Annotated in this window: 18 protein-coding genes; 6 read left to right on the top strand and 12 right to left on the bottom strand. The window is 60.7% G+C overall.

What is annotated here, in order from left to right:
• Positions 1 to 16: 16 nt before the first annotated feature.
• Positions 17 to 754: a nucleoside triphosphate pyrophosphohydrolase gene (mazG, locus tag FHR23_RS08585; RefSeq protein ID WP_184002873.1), complete on the top strand. Its 738-nt coding sequence runs from the start codon at positions 17 to 19 to the stop codon at positions 752 to 754.
• Here the strand turns inward: mazG and hflX are convergent.
• The 7 genes from hflX to dusB all read right to left on the bottom strand — a co-directional run bounded on the left by hflX (position 735) and on the right by dusB (position 9,863).
• Positions 735 to 2,027 carry a GTPase HflX gene (gene hflX, locus FHR23_RS08580; RefSeq protein ID WP_184002871.1) on the bottom strand — a complete coding sequence of 431 codons (1,293 nt, stop codon included), beginning with the start codon at positions 2,025 to 2,027 and terminating at the stop codon, positions 735 to 737. The genes mazG and hflX overlap by 20 nt on opposite strands.
• Positions 2,024 to 2,518 carry an RNA chaperone Hfq gene (gene hfq / locus FHR23_RS08575; protein WP_246359787.1) on the bottom strand — a complete coding sequence of 165 codons (495 nt, stop codon included), beginning with the start codon at positions 2,516 to 2,518 and terminating at the stop codon, positions 2,024 to 2,026. The genes hflX and hfq overlap by 4 nt, the downstream gene beginning before the upstream one ends.
• 130 nt (positions 2,519 to 2,648) lie before the next feature.
• A complete protein-coding gene (gene ntrX, locus FHR23_RS08570; RefSeq protein ID WP_184002867.1) occupies positions 2,649 to 4,031 on the bottom strand; it encodes a nitrogen assimilation response regulator NtrX in 1,383 nt (460 codons plus the stop codon).
• Complete coding sequence (locus FHR23_RS08565) at positions 4,028 to 6,280, bottom strand: sensor histidine kinase (protein WP_184002865.1); 2,253 nt, start codon at positions 6,278 to 6,280, stop codon at positions 4,028 to 4,030. The genes ntrX and FHR23_RS08565 overlap by 4 nt, the downstream gene beginning before the upstream one ends.
• A 60-nt stretch (positions 6,281 to 6,340) precedes the next feature.
• Positions 6,341 to 7,786 carry a nitrogen regulation protein NR(I) gene (gene ntrC, locus FHR23_RS08560; protein WP_184002863.1) on the bottom strand — a complete coding sequence of 482 codons (1,446 nt, stop codon included), beginning with the start codon at positions 7,784 to 7,786 and terminating at the stop codon, positions 6,341 to 6,343.
• Complete coding sequence (locus tag FHR23_RS08555; RefSeq protein ID WP_184002861.1) at positions 7,783 to 8,859, bottom strand: two-component system sensor histidine kinase NtrB; 1,077 nt, start codon at positions 8,857 to 8,859, stop codon at positions 7,783 to 7,785. The genes ntrC and FHR23_RS08555 overlap by 4 nt, the downstream gene beginning before the upstream one ends.
• 5 nt (positions 8,860 to 8,864) lie before the next feature.
• Complete coding sequence (gene dusB, locus FHR23_RS08550) at positions 8,865 to 9,863, bottom strand: tRNA dihydrouridine synthase DusB (RefSeq protein ID WP_184002859.1); 999 nt, start codon at positions 9,861 to 9,863, stop codon at positions 8,865 to 8,867.
• Between the two features lie 90 nt (positions 9,864 to 9,953).
• Here dusB and FHR23_RS08545 point away from each other — a divergent pair, with 90 nt between their 5' ends.
• The 3 genes from FHR23_RS08545 to FHR23_RS08535 are packed head-to-tail and all read left to right on the top strand — an operon-like array spanning position 9,954 to position 12,176.
• Positions 9,954 to 11,117, top strand: a complete 1,164-nt coding sequence (locus FHR23_RS08545; RefSeq protein WP_184002857.1) for a bifunctional 2-C-methyl-D-erythritol 4-phosphate cytidylyltransferase/2-C-methyl-D-erythritol 2,4-cyclodiphosphate synthase — start codon at positions 9,954 to 9,956, stop codon at positions 11,115 to 11,117.
• Positions 11,114 to 11,647, top strand: coding sequence for a hypothetical protein (locus FHR23_RS08540; protein WP_184002855.1), 534 nt, complete (start codon positions 11,114 to 11,116; stop codon positions 11,645 to 11,647). The genes FHR23_RS08545 and FHR23_RS08540 overlap by 4 nt, the downstream gene beginning before the upstream one ends.
• Positions 11,604 to 12,176, top strand: coding sequence for a CinA family protein (locus FHR23_RS08535; RefSeq protein WP_184002853.1), 573 nt, complete (start codon positions 11,604 to 11,606; stop codon positions 12,174 to 12,176). The genes FHR23_RS08540 and FHR23_RS08535 overlap by 44 nt, the downstream gene beginning before the upstream one ends.
• On the opposite strand, the gene FHR23_RS08530 is transcribed toward FHR23_RS08535, so the two are convergent.
• Both FHR23_RS08530 and lipA read right to left on the bottom strand, forming a co-directional pair.
• A complete protein-coding gene (locus tag FHR23_RS08530; RefSeq protein ID WP_184002851.1) occupies positions 12,110 to 12,598 on the bottom strand; it encodes a type II toxin-antitoxin system RatA family toxin in 489 nt (162 codons plus the stop codon). The genes FHR23_RS08535 and FHR23_RS08530 overlap by 67 nt on opposite strands.
• On the bottom strand, positions 12,598 to 13,530 hold the full coding sequence (gene lipA / locus FHR23_RS08525) for a lipoyl synthase (RefSeq protein WP_184002849.1): 933 nt from the start codon (positions 13,528 to 13,530) through the stop codon (positions 12,598 to 12,600). The genes FHR23_RS08530 and lipA overlap by 1 nt, the downstream gene beginning before the upstream one ends.
• A 65-nt stretch (positions 13,531 to 13,595) precedes the next feature.
• Here lipA and FHR23_RS08520 point away from each other — a divergent pair, with 65 nt between their 5' ends.
• Positions 13,596 to 14,231, top strand: a complete 636-nt coding sequence (locus FHR23_RS08520; protein ID WP_184002847.1) for a carbonic anhydrase — start codon at positions 13,596 to 13,598, stop codon at positions 14,229 to 14,231.
• 21 nt (positions 14,232 to 14,252) lie between these two features.
• Here the strand turns inward: FHR23_RS08520 and FHR23_RS08515 are convergent, their stop codons facing one another.
• Complete coding sequence (locus FHR23_RS08515; RefSeq protein ID WP_184002845.1) at positions 14,253 to 14,546, bottom strand: Hpt domain-containing protein; 294 nt, start codon at positions 14,544 to 14,546, stop codon at positions 14,253 to 14,255.
• Between the two features lie 78 nt (positions 14,547 to 14,624).
• Here FHR23_RS08515 and FHR23_RS08510 point away from each other — a divergent pair, with 78 nt between their 5' ends.
• A complete protein-coding gene (locus tag FHR23_RS08510) occupies positions 14,625 to 16,937 on the top strand; it encodes a coiled-coil domain-containing protein (protein ID WP_184002843.1) in 2,313 nt (770 codons plus the stop codon).
• A gap of 14 nt (positions 16,938 to 16,951) precedes the next feature.
• On the opposite strand, the gene FHR23_RS08505 is transcribed toward FHR23_RS08510, so the two are convergent.
• On the bottom strand, positions 16,952 to 17,215 hold the full coding sequence (locus FHR23_RS08505) for a DUF1467 family protein (RefSeq protein ID WP_184002841.1): 264 nt from the start codon (positions 17,213 to 17,215) through the stop codon (positions 16,952 to 16,954).
• Positions 17,216 to 17,219: 4 nt separating this feature from the next.
• Entirely contained in the window at positions 17,220 to 18,857 is a 1,638-nt protein-coding gene (locus FHR23_RS08500; protein WP_184002839.1) for an MBL fold metallo-hydrolase, read from the bottom strand.
• Between the last annotated feature and the right edge of the window lie 18 nt (positions 18,858 to 18,875).

Genomic DNA, 18,875 nt, shown 5'->3' with positions numbered 1-18,875 from the left:
AGAAGAGGCTCCTGCGATGACTGAACGCCTGCTCCGCATCATGGCAAAGCTCCGCGATCCGAAAACCGGCTGCGAATGGGACCGTGTGCAGACGTTCGAGACGATTGCACCGTACACGATCGAAGAAGCCTATGAAGTGGTCGATGCCATTGACCGGAATGATCCGGACGCTCTGAAAGACGAACTCGGCGACCTGCTGCTTCAGGTCGTGTTTCATGCCCGCATGGCGCAGGAAGCCGGACAATTCGCTTTTGCCGATGTCGTCAACGCGATCAGCGATAAGATGGAACGCCGTCATCCGCATATTTTCGGGGATGCGGACGCCTCCCCCGGATGGGAACAAATCAAGTCCACAGAGCGGGGCGCCAGGGCAGAGCATGGTGCTCTGGACGGTGTCGCACAGGGTCTGCCGGCGTTGATGCGTGCGCAAAAGCTTCAGAAACGCGCGGCCCGGACCGGGTTTGACTGGCCCGATGCCTCCGGCGCGCGTGCAAAAATCGCTGAAGAACTGAATGAGGTTGAGGACGCAACCACTCCGGACGATATTACCGAAGAGGTCGGCGATCTGTTGTTTGCGGTGGTGAACTGGGCGCGGCATCTCGGCGTTGATGCCGAGGCTGCGCTACGAAGCGCCAACGGTAAGTTCGAACGGCGTTTTCGGGCGATGGAAACCCGCGCGGGGAAGGATTTTCCGGGCCTCGATCTCGATGCGAAGGAAGCGCTGTGGCAGGAAGTCAAGCGTTCCGGCGGATGAAGCGTTCATAGTCCATCGGCGCCATACGCACCTCGTATAGCGCATCGTCGCCCGCAATCTCTTGCGACAACACCTCACCATGCGCGTGCAGCCATGCCGCTGCGGCCCCATCTGCGGAGGGCAGTGTAATCGTATATCGACGATGTCCGGCGGTCAGCTTGTCGGCAATCCGGTCAAGCAGGGCATCCACCCCTTCCCCGCTGAGCGCTGACACCAGCGCGACGTCCGGACGATGTGCTGCCAATTCGCGGATTTCCGCTCGCTGCTCTTCGTCAAGCAGGTCGAGTTTATTCCAGGCTTCGATCCGCGGCGTCTGTTCGGCTACGCCGATTTCCTTCAGCACCGATTCGACGTCATCACGCTGTGCCTCGGTATCAGGATGGGCAATGTCGCGGACATGGACCAGCAGGTCGGCCGATACCACTTCTTCCAGCGTCGCCTTGAACGCGGCGACAAGCTGAGTGGGCAGTTCGGACACAAAGCCTACTGTGTCGGACAAGATCGCCTTGTCGATGCCGGGAAGCTGAATCTGGCGTAATGTCGGGTCCAGCGTCGCGAAAAGCAGGTTTTCCGCCATGACGTCAGCACCGGTCAGGCGATTGAAAAGCGTGGACTTTCCGGCGTTGGTATAGCCGACCAGTGCAATCACCGGCCAGGGTGCGCGCTGGCGGCGATCGCGGTGCAGGCTGCGTGTGCGGCTGACTTGCGTGAGTTCGCGCCGCAAACGCGCCATGCGATCGCGGATCAGGCGACGGTCGGCCTCGATCTGGGTTTCGCCGGGACCGCCCAGAAAGCCGAATCCGCCGCGCTGCCGTTCGAGATGGGTCCAGCTTCGCACCAGACGACCGGCCTGATAATCCAGATGCGCGAGTTCCACCTGTAGCCGCCCTTCGGCTGTGCGCGCCCGCTCACCGAAGATTTCGAGGATCAGTCCCGTCCGGTCGATGACCTTACAGCCCAGCGCATCTTCCAGATTACGCTGCTGCACCGCGCTGAGTGAGGCATCGAATACGGCAAGCTGTGCGCCCTGCTCCTCGATCAGTTCATGCAGACTTTCCACCTGACCGCTGCCCAGCAGGGTAGCCGGCTTGGGTGCACGAACCGCAAAAGCGCGCTTTTCAACCACCTCGATACCAATGGCTTCGGCAAGGCCTGCGGTTTCTTCAAGACGTGCATCGCTATCGCGCGCCGAATCGCCCAGTTCGGGATAGACGATGACGGCGCGCGCGCCGCGAGCAAAGTCGTCGGCTTCGCGATCGAACCCGGTGCTCAATCCTCGTCCGAGCTCGCCTGTTCTTCGGCGAGATTCAGCGGGTTGGCCGGCTGAATGGTCGACACGGCATGTTTATAGACAAGCTGCGACATACCATCGCGCTGCAACAACATGCAGAACAGGTCAAAGGCGGCAATCTGCCCCTGCAGCATGACGCCGTTGATCAGGAACATGGTGACGGATTCGTCGCCCTTGCGCACCGCGTTGAGGAAGATTTCCTGCAATGTCGGATTGCCGCGCTTCTGGGCATCGGCGACTCGATCGATAATGTCGCCGAAATCCACCTGCCCCGATGGCATGATCGTTGAAATTGCATGTTTGTAGATCAGTTGCGACTGGCCATCCCGGCGCAGCAGCACCGAAAAATTGTCGAACCATGTCACGATACCCTGCAACTTCACGCCCTTGACCAGGAACATGGTCACCGGCGTTTTCGAACGGCGCAGGGCGTTGAGAAAAAGATCCTGAAGGGAAGTCTGTTTTTCGGCCATATTCTCAGCCTTCATTTTTGGCGGAACGGTTTTCCGCGATTGTGCGCCGCTACCCGGCGTCGGTTGTCAGCACCCGTCCGGCGCCCATACCCTTTTTAGGGATTACAAGCGCCGACGTCCACCATGACGGTCAGTCGTCCTTGCGCGTTTCATTGATGCCGAGCAATTTCAACTTCCGGTGGAGTGCGGATCGTTCCATGCCGATAAAATGCGCAGTGCGCGAAATGTTTCCGGAAAATCGCCTGATTTGCACGCGCAGATATTCGCGTTCAAAGGTTTCGCGTGCTTCGCGCAGCGGTGCCCCCATGATCGACGCGTCGGTAATTCCGCCGTTACTGTCCCCCGCCCCCCCGGTCACTTCCGGCGGCAACAGGTCGACATCAATCCGGCCGATACGATCGCCGGGCGCCAGAATGATCGTGCGTTCGACCACATTGCGAAGTTGCCGGACATTGCCCGGCCATTCATAGGATTGCAGCGCCACCATGGCGTCATCGGCGATTTCCGGCGTAGGTACCCGTCGCGAAGCCGCATATTGCGCGGTGAAATGCTCAACCAGCGGGGGGATATCTTCCCGTCTTTCGGCAAGGGGAGGAATGGTAACCGGCACCACATTCAACCGGTAGAACAGGTCTTCGCGAAAACGTCCTTCCGCGATTTCGTCGTTCAGATCGCGCGCCGTGGCCGAAACCACCCGGACGTCGACCTTTACCACGCGCTGACCGCCGACCCGCGTAAAGCTCTGATCGGTCAGGACACGCAGAATCCTCCCCTGTGTAGCCAGCGGCATGTCGGCGATTTCGTCTAGGAACAGCGTGCCGCCATGTGCCTGTTCAAGAAGACCGGGGCGGACAAGGTCACTGCCCTCCTCTACCCCGAACAATTCCTCTTCGACGCGCTCGGGTGTCATTCGTGCGGCGCTGACGATCACGAAGGGCCCCTGATTGCGCTGGCTCCAGCCATGCAGCAGCCGTGCGGCGACCTCCTTGCCGGTGCCGGGCCCGCCGCTGATCAATACGCGGCTGCCGGTTTGCGCGACGCGTTTGAGCGTGGCGCGAACGCCGTTGATCGCCGTCGAACCGCCCGTCAGGTCATCTTCATGCCCGGCAGTGGCACGCAGCGATGCGACTTCACGCCGCAATCGCTCCGTTTCCGTTGCCCGCTGAACGAGCAGCAGCAACCGTTCTGCTTCAAACGGCTTTTCGATAAAATCGGCCGCGCCTTTTCGGATGGCCGCTACCGCGGTGTCCAGATTGCCGTGTCCGGAGATGACGAGCACCGGAACCGACGGATCCAGGCGCTTGATTTCATCAAGCAGATCAAGTCCGTCCAGCCGTGATCCATGCAGCCATACGTCGAGCAATACGAGCGAAGGCCGGCGTTGCGCTATCGCCTCCAGCGCGGCATCGCTGTCGGCGGCACTGCGCGTTTCATATCCTTCATCCTCCAGGACGCCAGCGACCAGCTCACGAATGTCGCGCTCGTCATCGACTACCAGAATATCAAGGCTCATTGGTCAACACTCTTGCTACGGGTAAGGGATGGGTGCGCGGTTTGCGGTTCGCTGCGGTCGTCACGCCGGCTTTCGGCAAGACCGGCAAGCAAGTGCGCATCAAAGACCAGCCGCACAATCGTGCCCCCTTCCGGCCGGTCAGAAAATTCTATTGTTCCAAAATGTTCTTCGACGATCTTCTTGACGATCGCGAGGCCGAGTCCGGTGCCACGCGCGCGTGTTGTCATATAGGGTTCGACGATCCGGTCGCGTTCGACCGGCAAGCCGATGCCGTTATCGATCACGGCGACGCAAACCTTGCCGTTTTGCGCGTCGGACGTGATCTTGACCTCTATTGCTCCCGCAATGCTGGTATCGGGCCGCGTGCCCACCGCTTCGACGGCATTTTTTACGACATTGGTCATCGCTTGTCCAAGCTGACGACGGTCGCAGATCAGATGCAGCGGCGGTTCCTGCTGTTCGACGGTGAAGCGAATATCGGGATGCGCAACTTCGTGCAAAAAGACGGTCTGGCGCACAATATCGCCGATCAGCTCATCGCGGAACACCGGTTTCGGCATCCGGGCGAAAGAGGAAAATTCGTCCACCATGCGCCGCAAGTCACCGACCTGACGGACAATCGTTTCGGTCAGCCGGCCGAAAGTTGTGTCGTCAGCGTCAATCTTGCCGCCATAGCGCCGTTGCAGCCGCTCTGCAGCCAATTGGATCGGAGTCAGTGGGTTCTTGATCTCGTGCGCAATGCGTCGGGCAACGTCCGACCATGCCGCACGACGCTGATCGAGCAGTTGCTGGGTGATGTCGTCGAACGTCAGGATACGGTTGCTCTCATCATGGGTGATCTTGACGGCAAGCGTCTTTGCCTCCCCGCCGACCGTCATCTGAACGATTGCCTCTCCGGCATCGTCGTCGAGCAGGGCATCAAGCTCCGGCGCGATACTATGCAGCTTCATGCCGACCGGCGGTTCCTCACCGGTTCGCAGCAATTCCATCGCCGAGCGGTTGATCAGGCGGACGTTACGATCCTCACCGATCGAAATCACGCCCGCGCGTACACCCGACATCACCGCTTCGATCAATGCACGCCGACTTTCCGCCTGAGCATTGGCAGCGACAAGAGCGTTGGTCTGTTCCTGCAATCGTCCGGTCATCCGGTTGAACGCATTGGCGAGTGTGCCGATTTCATCCACCGATTGCGGTGCGGGAACCCGGGCATCCATATCGCCGCCCGCCACGCGCCGCGCCGCATCCACCAGATCGCTGACGGGACGCACAAGCCGGTCGGCCACCTGAAGCGCGACAAACACGGCCAGGCCGACAATCAGCAGCGAAGCGGCGAACAGTGCGGCATTGAACCGGATCTGAAGCTTGCGTGCCTGGGTTCGCAGCGTTTGATAATCATGGACGATGGTGCGTCCGCGACGGATTTGCGACGCCAGTTCCTTCTCAAAAATCCGCCGGGTATAGAGATAGGTATTGTCGTCCTTGTTGAGCGTCGTGACGACATTGACGCTGTCGGGACGGGTGATGATGACGCTTTGCTTGCCGGCACGCAGTTGCGCGATCATGGCAGGCGTCACCGGGTTTTCGTCTTCACTCTCATCAGGGTTGGCAATGGCGAGTGTCTGAATTTCCTTGCCCGGTACGGCGCGGACAATCCTGCCCTGGTTCAGTTCGCGCCGGTAAATCTGATAGCCAAAGCCGGTAACGAACTCCTTGCTGTCATAGCTGTAGCTTTCGAGATAGTAGTTCAGATCCTTCGTCATGGTCAGCGTTTCGCGGTTCACGCGACTCACTTCCCAACTGTAATTTTCCTGGGCCAGCGCAGAGGCGTTTTCCAGCATCCCCTGGGCATGATCGGAAAAGAAGAACTGCACCCCATATTGAAACAACAGCGAGGCAAAGATGGTGACGAGCACCATCGGCACTGCGGCGATCAGCGAAAAGATCGCCACCAGCCGGACATGCAACCGCCCATTGCCTCCGATTGCAGACTCCGCCGCGCGGCGCATCGCCACCCTCCGCCCGAACAACACGAGCAGCGCCATCCAGGGCAGCATGTTGGCGATCAGCAGCAGTGCCACCAGTGGCGGCGTCAGCAATTTCGGTGAATCCTGTTCGGATAGCAGGATATAGGTGCCGACGGCAGCAACGATCGCAAAAGCCAGCACCGCAAGTTCGATCAAGGGCATGATCGGCAGGCCGCGACGCGGCACGCTCTGATCGGCAGTAATCGAACTTTCCGAATTCATCGTTGCCGGGTTACAACAACTGCGTTGCGCGGAAAACACATAATTGCAGGATAATGCAATTCAGTCCTTCGTTTCGGCGCGTTTTCCGGCCTCGATACCCAGCAGGTCGAGGCGCTTGCGAAGCGTGTTGCGGTTGATTCCCAGCGCTTGCGCGGTGCGCAACTGATTATCGTCATGCCGGGCGAGCATGGTTTCGATCAGCGGCCGTTCCACCTGTGCGATCATATGGTCGTATAATCCGCCATTGCTCAGCAACGCCGGATTTTCGCGTTCAATATGACGCAGATGCGCACGCACGGCATCTGCAATATTTTTGGTGGGAAGCAGGGGCTCGACTGCACTTCCCCCCTCGCCTGCACCCAACATCGCGGCGATTTCTTCCGCATCGATCACGTCATCTCTGCCGAGTACCGCGATTCGGCGCATCACATTCTGAAGCTCGCGGACATTGCCCGGCCAGCCATGCTCTTCCAATAAGCTTAGCGCTGCGGGGTCGATGCGCTTGCGCGGAAGACCTTCTTCTGCCGCGCGGTCCAGAAAATGGCGGGCGAGCAAGGCAATGTCCTGCCTGCGATCGCGCAGCGCGGGCAGGTTGATCGGCACGACGTTCAGTCGATAGAACAGGTCTTCCCGAAACTGCCCGGCTTCGACGCGCTGATGCAAGTCCTTGTTGGTTGCGGCGATAATACGGACATCCGCCCGAATGGTGCGTGCTCCCCCGACGGTCGTGAACTCCCCGGACTGGAGAACCCGCAATAATCGCGTCTGCGCCTCCATCGGCATGTCCCCGATTTCATCGAGGAACAGGGTGCCGCCGGACGCCTGCTCGAACTTACCCGCTACGCGCGCCTGTGCACCGGTAAAGGCGCCGCGTTCGTGCCCGAACAGTTCGGCCTCGATCAATTCGCGGGGGATGGCCGCCATGTTGAGGGCGATGAACGGCTCGCGACGGCGATGGCCAAGGTCGTGAATGGCATGGGCGACCAGTTCCTTGCCGGTACCCGATTCGCCGGTAACCAGCACTGTCAGGTCGTTGGAGACCATGCGGGCAATGATGCGATAGACCTCTTGCATCGCCGGCGATCGCCCGATGAGCGGGACAGCGTCTTCGGCGAATGTCTCCTGTTCTTCGGCATCCCCGACACTACGATCCAGCGCACCACGCACTGCCGCCGTCAGCGCATCCAGATCGAACGGCTTCGGCAGATATTCGAACGCACCCACTTCATTGGCCCGAACCGCCGTTGAAAGGGTATTCTTGGCGGAAAGAACGATGATCGGCAGACCCGGGTCACTTTCCGTCAGCGCTGCCGCCCTGTCCAGCCCGTCCCCATCCGGCAGGACAACATCGGTAATCAGAAGGTCGGGACGTGCGCGCTTCAGTTCGCGCTCCATTTCCGCCAGCGACGAAGCCACGCGGATATCGAAACCGGCACGGCGCAGGGATGTGACGATGACGGTACGGATCGCCGCATCATCATCTACGAGCAGGAGATCGCCGCTCATGTTCCTGTCCTCGGCAGATAGAGGCGGAACGCAGTTCTCGGTTCCGGTTCGGTTTCCCGCATATATTCGACGATGCCCCCCATTTCCCGCACAAGCTTGTCGACAAGCGGCAGGCCAAGCCCCTTCCCCTCCGGTCGACCAGAAACGAAGGGTTCGAAAAGATGCGGCACAATGTCCGCAGGCGCACCCGGTCCGTTGTCGCAAATCGCAATTTCGATCGGCAAGGGACGGCGCGGCAGGCCGGGACCGACGCTGATCGACATGCCGTGGCGATAGGCGGTGGCAATGGTGATCTGCGGACTGTGTTCGTCACGGCACGCCTCGGTGGCGTTTTTCAGCAAGTTCAGCAGGATTTGAAGCAGAGCATCGCGATCAACCAGCACAGGCGGTAGCGAAGGGTCAAATTGCTCATGCACCTGAATGCCCTTGGCGAAGCCTGCTTGCGCAACCGATCTGGCATGGCCGATCAGCGGATAGATGCTGGTGGCCCGTAAATCGAGCGGGCGGGTGTCGGTGAAATCCTCCATCCGGTCGATCAGTGCGGCAATGCGATCCACTTCGGTCGTGATCAGGGTGGTGAGATCCTCTGAAGGACCACCGGATGCCAGAAGCTGGGCGGCGCCGCGTATGCCCGACAGCGGATTCTTGATCTCATGCGCCAGCATCGCCGCCGCGCCGATTGCCGCACGCGCACCTGCGGTGCGATCAATGCCATGGCTCAGCCGCCTTCCGGCAGCGGCGTGGTGGATGGCGATTGTGCTCCAGCCCGGATATTCCGCTATCAGCGTCTCGATGAAGTCGACGTGCAACGTGCCGCCCCGCGCCAGCGCAATATCGCAATCGAAGGCGGCAAAACCCAGCGATGGCCGGCGGTCGGCATATCCGGCCGGAGGCATCAGGATGGCTTCGAGTTTTTTGCCGCGCATTCCGCGCTCGGAACGGTTGAGCAGCAATTCGCACGCCGTATTGGCATGCGCGACGCACCGTTCCGCATCCAGCACCAGCACCGCCACCGGCAAGCCGGCGAATAATTCTGCAAAACCGGGCTTCCCTAAGCCCTTGGCGACCACCATTGCTTTCAGGCCGCGGCGCGGTTTCGCCAGGGCGCATAGAATTCGGCAAGCATTGCCAGCACATCGTCGGGGTCCGGCACCTGATTCACGCGATTACGGAACTCCGCCGATCCGTGCAGGCCGCGCGTGTACCAGCCGATATGCTTGCGCGCCATATTGACGCCGACTTCCTTGCCGTAATGGTTCAGCATATCGTGATAATGATCGACAATAACGCGATACTGTTCGTCCAGCGTCGGATCGGGACGCGCAGCGCCTTCGCTCAGATCGTCCATCATCTGCCGCAACAGCCATGGTCGCCCATAGGCGCCGCGGCCGATCATCACCCCGTCGGCACCGGATTGTTCGAGCGCGGTGCGAGCATCCTCGATCGAACAGATATCGCCATTGACGATCACCGGCACCGATACCGCATCCTTCACCTTGCGGATGAATTTCCAGTCGGCGGTACCCTTGTACAGCTGGCAGCGAGTCCGGCCATGCACGGTAATCATCTGCACGCCCAGATCCTCGGCAATGCGTGCCAGTTCAGGGGCATTCAGACTGTCATGATCCCATCCCATGCGCATTTTCAGTGTCACCGGCACCGATACCGCTTTGACCGTCGCTGCGATCAGTTCTGCCGCCAGTTTCGGATCGCGCATCAGCGCCGATCCGGCCCAGCCGTTGACGACCTTGCGCACCGGACAGCCCATATTGATGTCGATGATCGCCGCGCCGCGATCCTCGTTGAGTTTCGCCGCTTCGCCCATCGCCTGCGGGTCGCAGCCGACAAGCTGCATCGACACGGGTTCCTCGATCGGATCCCATGCGGCCTTGCGCACCGATTGATAGGTTTCGCGGATCGCGGCCTGACTGGCGATCATTTCGGTCACATTCAGCCCAGAGCCGAAACGACGCACGACACGCCGAAACGGCAGGTCGGTCACGCCGGTCATCGGCGCGAGCAATACCGGGATGTCGATCCGCACGGAGCCGATCTGGATGGGGGCGATTTTTTGCATAAATGTGCCTAAATTTTGGGCAGCAGATACGGCACTATCACGCATTCCGCAAGGCTGGCGGGCACGCGCGGCTTGCGCTAACGCAGCGCAATGATTTCAACCGAAACCATTGCGCTGATCGTCGCCGCCGGAAGGGGACTGCGCACCGGTGACACCCTGCCGAAGCAATTCGCGTCGGTGGCGGGCCAGCCGATGTTGCGCCACAGCTATGACGCCTTTTGCGCGCATCCCGGCGTGGACCGGGTTGTGGTTGTTATCGGCGACGGACAGCAGGCGATGTTTCAGGAAGCCTTGCCGGGCATCGAACCGGTCATCGGTGGGGCTGCACGACGCGATTCGGTACGCGCTGGTCTGGAGCACATCGCATCAACCGGCGGATGTGCGCGAGTCCTGATCCACGACGCCGCCCGCCCTTTCCTGCCGTCCGCGGTCATTGATCGGTTGCTCGCCGCACTGGAAACGCATTCCGGCTGCGTGCCGGTTCTGCGTATGGCCGATACGCTGGCACGGTCGACCGGTACGCTGGGCGACGTCGTTCCCCGTGACGATCTGGTGCGCGTACAAACCCCGCAGGCTTTCGATTTCGCTACGGTGCTGGCGGCGCATCGTACCTGGCCGGAAGATCGCGAAGCGACCGACGATGCGCAGATGGTGCGTGCCCATGGTGCTGACGTCGTGATGGTTGAAGGCGATTCCCGGCTGGAGAAAATTACCTTCGCCAGCGATCTGGCGGATGCGCGGGGAAAGACGGGAGAAATCACCATGATCAGCCGTTCCGCAATGGGGTTCGATGTTCATCGGCTGGTGGACGGAGAGGATTTGTGGCTGGGTGGCGTGCAAATCCCGCATGATAAGGGCCTGTCGGGGCATAGCGATGCCGATGTCGCCCTCCATGCGATGACGGATGCTCTGCTCGGCACGATCGGTGCAGGCGATATCGGCACGCATTTCCCGCCGAGCGATCCGCAATGGCGAGGCGCTGCTTCTCACAAATTCGTTGAGCATGCCGTCAATCTGATCGAGCAACAGCACGGACGGATCGATTTTATCGACCTGACCCTGATTTGTGAGGCGCCAAAAATCGGCCCGTACCGCGACGCCATGCGCGACCGGATCGCTGCCCTGTTGCGGGTTAAACCGGCGAAGGTTAGCATCAAGGCAACGACGACGGAGCGGTTGGGCTTTGCAGGACGCGGCGAAGGAATCGCCGCACAGGCAGTCGCCACCGTCAGGATTCCGGAGGATCAGGCATGAAGCGGAGTATTTCCGCAGCAATCGCGCTGTTGGGTATGGTAAGCTTTCCCAATCCCGGCATGGCGCAAATCGCTGCGGGGGCATGCATTCCGGAGGATCAGGCCCAGGCTCTGGTGACGGTGGTGCTGCCCGACATGCTGACGACCGCGCAGCGGATTTGCATGCCCGGATTGCCGCGCAATGCCTATCTGTCGAATTTGAATGCCGGGTACATGAACCGGCTTCGCGCAGCACAGAATGCGGCCCTTCCCAAGGCGCGCACGGCGCTGGGCGCGCTGGCCGGGCCGCAGGGCGCGGTGCTGGCGCAATCGGGTTTTGCACTGCCGATGATACAGACGTTGATGAGCGGTCTGGTCACCAAGGAACTGCAACCGGAAGATTGCCCGGCCGCCAGCAAGATTTTGCGTAATCTGGAACCTTTGCCGCCCGCGAATCTTGCCAGTGTCATTGTGACGGCAATTGAAGTAGGCGCACGCAAACATAAGGATGAGGCAGCGTTTCAGATCTGCCCGACCAACACAGGGGAATAAAGTGGATACGGTACTTCCCGAAAAGCTTGTCGAGGCCGCGCGCAGGGTAATCGAGGCCAACCGAAAGGATGGACGACGCATCGCGCTTGCCGAAAGCTGCACCGGCGGGCTGGTTGCTGCGGCTCTGACCGAAATTCCCGGTTCGTCCGATGTGCTGGAAGCCGGTTTCATCACCTATTCGAATGATGCGAAGCTGGGCATTCTGGATGTCAGCCTCGATTTGCTCGAAACCTTCGGTTCGGTATCGGTGGCAGTTGCCTGGAGCATGGCGCAGGGCGCGCTGGAGCATTCGCACGCGGACGTTGCGGTGGCGATCACGGGCATTGCCGGTCCGGACGGTGGTACGGAGAAAAAGCCGGTCGGAACGGTCGTATTCGCGCGCGCCGAACGCGGGGCGGACCCGCAACAGGTGGTCGCCGATGCCCATAATTTCGACGATGAAGGTCGCGGCTCCATCCGCCTTCAGGCGGCGTTATGCGCACTCGACTTATTGATGCCCGGATCGGAGCCGTCGGGCGAGGAATCGTAAAGCGCATTGGCGCGGGTTTCGAACGCACCGATCATCTTACGCAGTGCACGGTCGAACACCTGGCCCGCCAGCATTTCGAACATCCGGTTCTTGAACGAGAAATCGACGCAGAAATCCACCAGGCAGCCACCGCCGTCCGCGGGACGAAATTTCCAGTCATTGTGCAGATATTTCAGCGGTCCGTCGAGATATTCGACATGAATATGTTCAGGACGCTGCTTGTTCACTTTTGAGGTGAAGGTTTCACGCAGCCCTTTGAACCCGACGATCATATCGGCGACCATCTGGGTGTCGCTGTCACTGCGCACGCGCATCGCGCTGATCCAGGGCAGAAATTCGGGATAGCGCCCGACATCCGCGACCAGATCGAACATCTGTTCGCAGCTATAAGGCAGATGCCGGGTTTCGGTATGCTTGGGCATCAGGCTTGCGGTTTGGCGCTCGCGAGCCTGGCTTCACGCGCCGCGCGCAAACGGTCGAAATCGTCGCCGGCATGATAGCTGGAACGCGTCAGCGGTGAGGACGCCACCAGCAGAAAGCCCTTTGCCCGGGCAATCGCGGCATAGGCATCGAATGCCTGCGGCGTAACGAAATCAGCCACTTTTGCATGGCGTGGCGTGGGTTGCAGATACTGGCCCATGGTCAGGAAATCGATATCGGCGGAGCGCATATCGTCCATCACCTGATGCACTTCCAGCCGTTGTTCGCCCAGCCCGAGCATGATGCCCGATTTGGTGAAGATCGACGGATCGAGCTTCTTCACCGTTTCCAGCAGGCGCAGCGACGCATAATAGCGCGCGCCGGGGCGAATGGTGGGATAGAGCCGCGGTACCGTCTCCAGATTGTGATTGAACACATCGGGACGTGCCTCAACGATCATTTCCAGCGCGCGATCGACCTTATTGCGAAAATCGGGCGTCAGAATCTCGATCGTGGTATCGGGCGCCTGTTCGCGCAGTGCCCGGATGACCTTCACGAACTGGCTGGCACCGCCATCGGGCAGATCGTCGCGATCCACCGAAGTGATGACGATATGCTGAAGCCCCATCTGCACCGCGACATCGGCGACATGCTGCGGCTCCATGGGGTCGACCATGCGCGGCATACCGGTCTTCACATTGCAGAAGGCGCAGGCTCGCGTGCAGGTATCGCCAAGAATCATCACGGTTGCGTGCTTTTTCGTCCAGCACTCCCCGATGTTCGGGCAGGCGGCCTCTTCGCACACCGTTGCGAGATTCTTTTCGCGCATCAGCCGTTTCGTTTCGGCAAACCCTTCCGAAGTGGGAGCTTTGACCCGAATCCAGTCGGGTTTGCGCTGACGCGGCGGACGAGCAAGTTCGGTAACTTCGGTCATGGGAAGCGAGATAGCGATCCTGATCCGGTCTTGCCAGTCCCGACGCGCGGTGTATCAGCACTCTTATGGACGGATTTAAGAATTTGCTCGCCGGCTATCGCCGATTTCGTGACTCCGAATGGCGTACCCAGCGCGAACGCTGGGCCGAACTGCGCGAAGGCCAGTCACCTCAGGTCATGGTCATCGCCTGTTCCGACAGCCGAGTCGATCCCGCACAGATTTTCGACACCTCTCCCGGCGAGATTTTTGTCGTGCGCAATGTCGCCAATCTGGTGCCGCCGTTTGAGGAAGGCGGCGGCCGGCATGGTGTGTCATCAGCACTGGAATTCGCGGTCACGCAACTTGAAGTGAAGCACATTGTCGTGATGGGCCACGGCTCCTGTGGCGGCGTACATGCGTCGCTGACCAACGCTTTTGCCGATGCCGCACCGGGGGAAGGCGGCTTTATCGCTCATTGGGTCGATATGCTCGACGAAGCCCGTGCAAAGGTGATCGCCGAGCATGGCACCGGTCCCGAAGCGACCCGCGCGCTGGAACTGGAAACGGTACGCGTTTCGCTCAACAATCTGCGCAGCTTCCCGTTCGTCAACGAACGGCTGGAGGCAGGCAAGCTGCTACTGCACGGCAGCTATTTCGCGATTCGTGATGGCGTGCTGCACGTCATGGGCGACGATGGCGAGTTTGCCCCCGCCTGGCACTGAATTACGCGCGTAACGCCGGATTTAGAGGCGCTCAACCGCCCGGTGTAGCTTGTGCAGCATGGCTTCATCGCCGACCGGGCCGTTTGCGGCCTGTTCGGCAAGCGCCATCAGCCGGACCGCACCGAAACTTGCCGCCAGCCCTTTGAGCCGCAGGGCAGCAGCACGCCAGCTATCTTGCGTGTCTGTCGCATCCAGAACGTCCAGCGTCCGCTGGGCGCTGTCCATGAACGCTTCACGAAGTTCGGCGATCAGGCCGGGTTCATCCCCGACTGCTGCCGCCAACGTCGCATCGATTGCTCCGGGATCATACGCCATGACTCCAAGACTACCCCATGGTGCTTAACGTTTCGCAAAGGGCTTTGTCCTTTTCGGAAACATGGTAAACATAGTTGCATGAACGGGGGATCGAAAATCGTCGGGCTGCACGGCGCCGAACAGGCGGAGCAGAATCACGAAGCGCATGTCGAAGCGGAGACCACTCAGGCTCAACCTTCGGAGTTCGTCGATGAATGGGAACTTTTGGAAGCGAATATCGATGCTGATGCGCGCGGCCGCGGCTGGTTATTGCCATCCCTGGCGGTGGTTGCGGTACTGGCATGGCTTGTCGGGATGGTCATGCTCGCATGGCCCAGCCTGCGGCAGCCGCTCGACCCGATCACGCTGGCCGAGTTCATCGCCGCACTTTGCGTTCCCCCTGCCCTGCTCGGCATTATCTGGCTGCTCGCCATGCGGACCAGTCGTGCAGAAGCCCACCGTTTCGGTGTAACCGCCCGCGCTATGCGCGCAGAGGCGAACAGCCTTGAACGCATGGTTGCCGCCCTTTCCCGAAAAATCGAAAACAACCGTGCCGAGCTGGCGAAGCAGACCAATGAGCTGCTGGCACTGGGCGACGATGCCGCCGAACGTCTGCAAGCGGTCAGCAACGGCATGGCCGATCAGGCGAAGCTGATCGACCGTTCGGCAAACAACCTGACCAGTGCGACCGACCAGAGTCGGAAATCGCTCGAAATCCTGCTGGCATCGCTTCCCAAAGCGCAGAGCGAAACCGACGCACTGGCGCAGCGGCTCGACGACACCGGGCTGTCCGCCGGACAACACGCAGCCGCGTTGGAGGCGCAGCTTGCGGCGCTTTCCCAGCGTGGACGCGAGGCGCATGAAATGGCCGGCGGTGCCGCGGAACGGCTGGCCGCGCATATCGCGCGGATGGAGGCAACCAGCGAAGCCGCCGGTGCCCGGCTTGAACAGGTCACCGAACAGATGTCCGGCGAAGTGGACGCCGTACTTGATCGCACCGCTCAGGCAGTCGACGAAGCGCGCAAGGGGATCACCGCGCAGGGCGAAGCGATGGTGGCCATGTTGCGATCCAATCAGGACGCGCTCGAACGCGCCGGTCAGGAAGGTGTCGCTGCACTCGCCAGCCGGATCGAGGCGGTCGACGAAGCCATCGCGCGTGTCACCGAGCAACTGGGTGCACAGCATCAGCGCAGCGCCGACCTGTTTGCGTCGATTGAGACCGGAATTGATGCCGTCGATGGCAAAATCGGCATACTGCATGAAACCGGAACGCAGCGTTCGCAGGAACTGGCGGCGTCGATCAGCGCGCTTGCCGGAACCGCCGACGCTATGGCGGAGTCGATGCGCATCGGCGACGAGACTGCGCACAGCGTCATCGATACGGCCGAACGCCTGCTGACCGCATTGGATGCGGCTGCGCGCGAAATGGACGAAACCATGCCCGAAGCGCTCGACAGGCTCGACGCGCGGATCGGTGAGAGCCGTACCGTTGTCGCCGCATCGAAACCGGAACTGCTGGCGCTGGTCACGGCGGCTGAAAGCACCCATGACGCGATCGAGGCGATTGCGGAGGTGGTGGCCAATCAGCGCGATACGCTGGCGACGATCACTAAATCGCTGCTCGAAAATCTGGATGTCGGGCATGATCGTATCGCCAACGTGCAGCAGATCGTCGACGCCACGGTCGCCAGTACGCAGCGCTTTGCCGATGAAGCGGCACCGCAACTGGTCGATGCGCTGATGCGTATTCGTGAAACCGCGACAACCGCCAGCGATCAGGCACGCAACACCCTTGCCAGCGTGATTCCGGCGGCCGCACGCAAGCTGGAACAGGAGGGTGCCGACGCGCTGACCCGCGCAACCGAAGTCACGGTGGGGCGTCAGCTTGCGGAACTCCATCGCAGCACCGAAGAGGCGGTTGCGGCCGCGAGCGAGGCCAGCCAGCGCCTCAGCCGGCATATGGCTGCCATTTCCGAACAGACCGCCGTGGTCGAAACGCGGCTGGAAGAAGCGCGTGCCGAACGCGAAGCCAGCGACCGTGATAATTTCGCGCGTCGCGTCTCTCTGTTGATCGAAGCGCTGAATTCTGCATCAATCGATATTGCCAAGAGTTTCTCGCACGATGTGTCCGACAGCGCCTGGGCGGCCTATCTGAAGGGGGATCGCGGCGTGTTTACGCGGCGCGCGGTACGTTTGCTCGAACCGGGTGAAGCAAGGGAAGTCGCACGCCTTTATAATGAAGACAGCGAGTTCCGCGAGCAGGTCAATCGCTACATTCATGATTTTGAGGCAATGCTGCGTCAGATTTTGTCACTGCGGGACGGATCACCGCTGGGTGTGACATTGCTGTCGTCGGATATGGGCAAGTTGTACGTCGCGATGGCTCAGGCGATCGAGCGCCTGCGCAGCTAACGCATGCAGGTCGCTTAGTGGTAATAGTCCAGCATGTTGGCCGTTACCCAGCCGAATTCATAATTCAGCGCGAAAATCGCATATAGAACGACCGCCAATATCGTTGCGCGCAGCAGGATGCGGCCGACCGGAAAGCGTCCGGGCGCACTGTCGGCTTGCCCCGGCACGAGCGGGGAGTCGGCGTCACGTTTTTCGCTGGCGTTGATGAACGGCAGGACGATCAGTGCCGACAGCACCCAGAACAGAAAGAATATCGCGACGGCGCTGGCGATATTCATGGCATCAGACAGGGACGATCAGCACATCGACCACCGGCTTTTTACCCGTCCAGCGGGTGGCCGTTCTCCGCACGGCAAGGCGTACCGCTTCGCGCATCGCTTCGTCGGGAGCGTCCTTGTCAGCCACTGCCTGCGCTGCCGCTGCGGTAGCTTCGTCGATAAAGGCCTGACGTTCTTCCTCCACCGGTACGCCCGACAGGCGGATTTGCGGCGTTCCGATCAGCGATCCATCGGGATCGAGGGCTACGGCCACTGAAATCTGTCCGTTGATCGAAAGCTTGCGCCGTTCGTTCAGCGTTGCGCCATCGGCGGGCAGGATGACGTCACCGTCAAGCACCAGCCTTCCGGACTCCGCATGGCCGACCCGCTCCGGCGTGCCGGGGGCGAGGCGGATGATGTCGCCGTTCGACTGCACCACTGCACCGGGGATGCCCTGTGCCAGTCCAAACCGGGCCTGTTCGGCCATGTGGCGGAATTCACCATGCACCGGCAGCAGGATCTCAGGCCGAATCCAGCTATACATTTCCGCCAGTTCCGGTCTGCCGGGATGTCCCGACACATGCACAAAGGCCTGACGGTCGGTGACCATCTGCACCCCCTTTGATGCCAGCATGTTCTGAATACGGCCAATCGCCATTTCGTTGCCGGGGATTTGCTTCGAAGAGAAGACAACCAGGTCGCCCGCGTCCAGCTTGATCGGATGCGTCCCGTCGGCGACGCGCGACAGGGCGGCGCGCGGCTCACCCTGCCCGCCGGTCGCGACGATCATCACTTTCCCGCGCGGCAGGCGCATGGCGGTGTCGAAATCGATGGTTTGCGGAAAGTCGCGCAGATAACCGCTCGCCTTTGCCACGCGAAGGATACGTTCGAGCGAGCGCCCGGCGACACAGAGTTGCCGTCCGGTGTCGACCGCGACCTCTCCAAGCGTCTTCAATCGCGCGGCATTGGAAGCGAAAGTCGTCACCAGCACCCGGTTTTCGGCCTGGGAAATCACTTCATCCAGCCCGGTTCGGACTTCGCCTTCCGACCCGGACGCCTTTTCATTGAAGACATTGGTGGAATCGCACACCAGTGCCAGCACGCCTTCATCGCCGATGGCGCGCAACTCCTCAGCCGTCGAGGGCGCGCCCAATAGCGGTTCCTCATCCAGCTTCCAGTCGCCGGTATGAAAGATATTGCCGTAGGGGGTTTCGATCATCAGCGCATTGCCCTCAGGAATCGAATGCGCGAGCGGGACATAGCGAAAGCCGAACGGCCCCAGATCGAAACTGCCCTCATTCTCGATAACGTTCAGTTCGACCTGATCGGCAATGCCTTCCTCTTCCAGCTTACCGCGGATCAGTCCGGCAGTGAACGGCGTGGCGTAGAGAGGTACGCCAAGATCGGCGGCGAAATAGGGCAGCGCGCCGATATGATCCTCATGCCCATGCGTCAGCACGATCCCGAGCAGATCGTCGAGACGCTCCTCGATAAAGCGCAGGTCCGGCAGTACGACATCCACGCCGGGATAATAGGGGTCGGCAAAGGTGATGCCGCAATCGACCATCACCCATTTGCCCTGACAACCATAAAGGTTGACGTTCATGCCAATCTCGCCCGAACCGCCGAGCGCGACAAAGATCAATTCATTCGCTGGAGTCACTGTTTTCCTGTTTGTTAT

The sequence above is a fragment of the Stakelama sediminis genome, assembly GCF_014199335.1.
Lineage (GTDB): Bacteria > Pseudomonadota > Alphaproteobacteria > Sphingomonadales > Sphingomonadaceae > Sphingomonas > Sphingomonas sediminis.
Note: the sequence above shows the minus strand (reverse complement) of the source record. Positions and strands in the feature narration are given on the sequence as shown.

Coding starts and splice junctions, on each gene's coding strand:
- mazG (WP_184002873.1), top strand. CDS start 17: ATGACTGAACGCCTGCTCCGCATCATGGCAAAGCTCCGCGATCCGAAA.
- hfq (WP_246359787.1), bottom strand. CDS start 2,518: ATGGCCGAAAAACAGACTTCCCTTCAGGATCTTTTTCTCAACGCCCTG.
- ntrX (WP_184002867.1), bottom strand. CDS start 4,031: ATGAGCCTTGATATTCTGGTAGTCGATGACGAGCGCGACATTCGTGAG.
- FHR23_RS08565 (WP_184002865.1), bottom strand. CDS start 6,280: ATGAATTCGGAAAGTTCGATTACTGCCGATCAGAGCGTGCCGCGTCGC.
- ntrC (WP_184002863.1), bottom strand. CDS start 7,786: ATGAGCGGCGATCTCCTGCTCGTAGATGATGATGCGGCGATCCGTACC.
- FHR23_RS08555 (WP_184002861.1), bottom strand. CDS start 8,859: ATGGTGGTCGCCAAGGGCTTAGGGAAGCCCGGTTTTGCAGAATTATTC.
- dusB (WP_184002859.1), bottom strand. CDS start 9,863: ATGCAAAAAATCGCCCCCATCCAGATCGGCTCCGTGCGGATCGACATC.
- FHR23_RS08545 (WP_184002857.1), top strand. CDS start 9,954: ATGATTTCAACCGAAACCATTGCGCTGATCGTCGCCGCCGGAAGGGGA.
- FHR23_RS08540 (WP_184002855.1), top strand. CDS start 11,114: ATGAAGCGGAGTATTTCCGCAGCAATCGCGCTGTTGGGTATGGTAAGC.
- FHR23_RS08535 (WP_184002853.1), top strand. CDS start 11,604: ATGAGGCAGCGTTTCAGATCTGCCCGACCAACACAGGGGAATAAAGTG.
- FHR23_RS08530 (WP_184002851.1), bottom strand. CDS start 12,598: ATGCCCAAGCATACCGAAACCCGGCATCTGCCTTATAGCTGCGAACAG.
- lipA (WP_184002849.1), bottom strand. CDS start 13,530: ATGACCGAAGTTACCGAACTTGCTCGTCCGCCGCGTCAGCGCAAACCC.
- FHR23_RS08520 (WP_184002847.1), top strand. CDS start 13,596: ATGGACGGATTTAAGAATTTGCTCGCCGGCTATCGCCGATTTCGTGAC.
- FHR23_RS08515 (WP_184002845.1), bottom strand. CDS start 14,546: ATGGCGTATGATCCCGGAGCAATCGATGCGACGTTGGCGGCAGCAGTC.
- FHR23_RS08510 (WP_184002843.1), top strand. CDS start 14,625: ATGAACGGGGGATCGAAAATCGTCGGGCTGCACGGCGCCGAACAGGCG.
- FHR23_RS08505 (WP_184002841.1), bottom strand. CDS start 17,215: ATGAATATCGCCAGCGCCGTCGCGATATTCTTTCTGTTCTGGGTGCTG.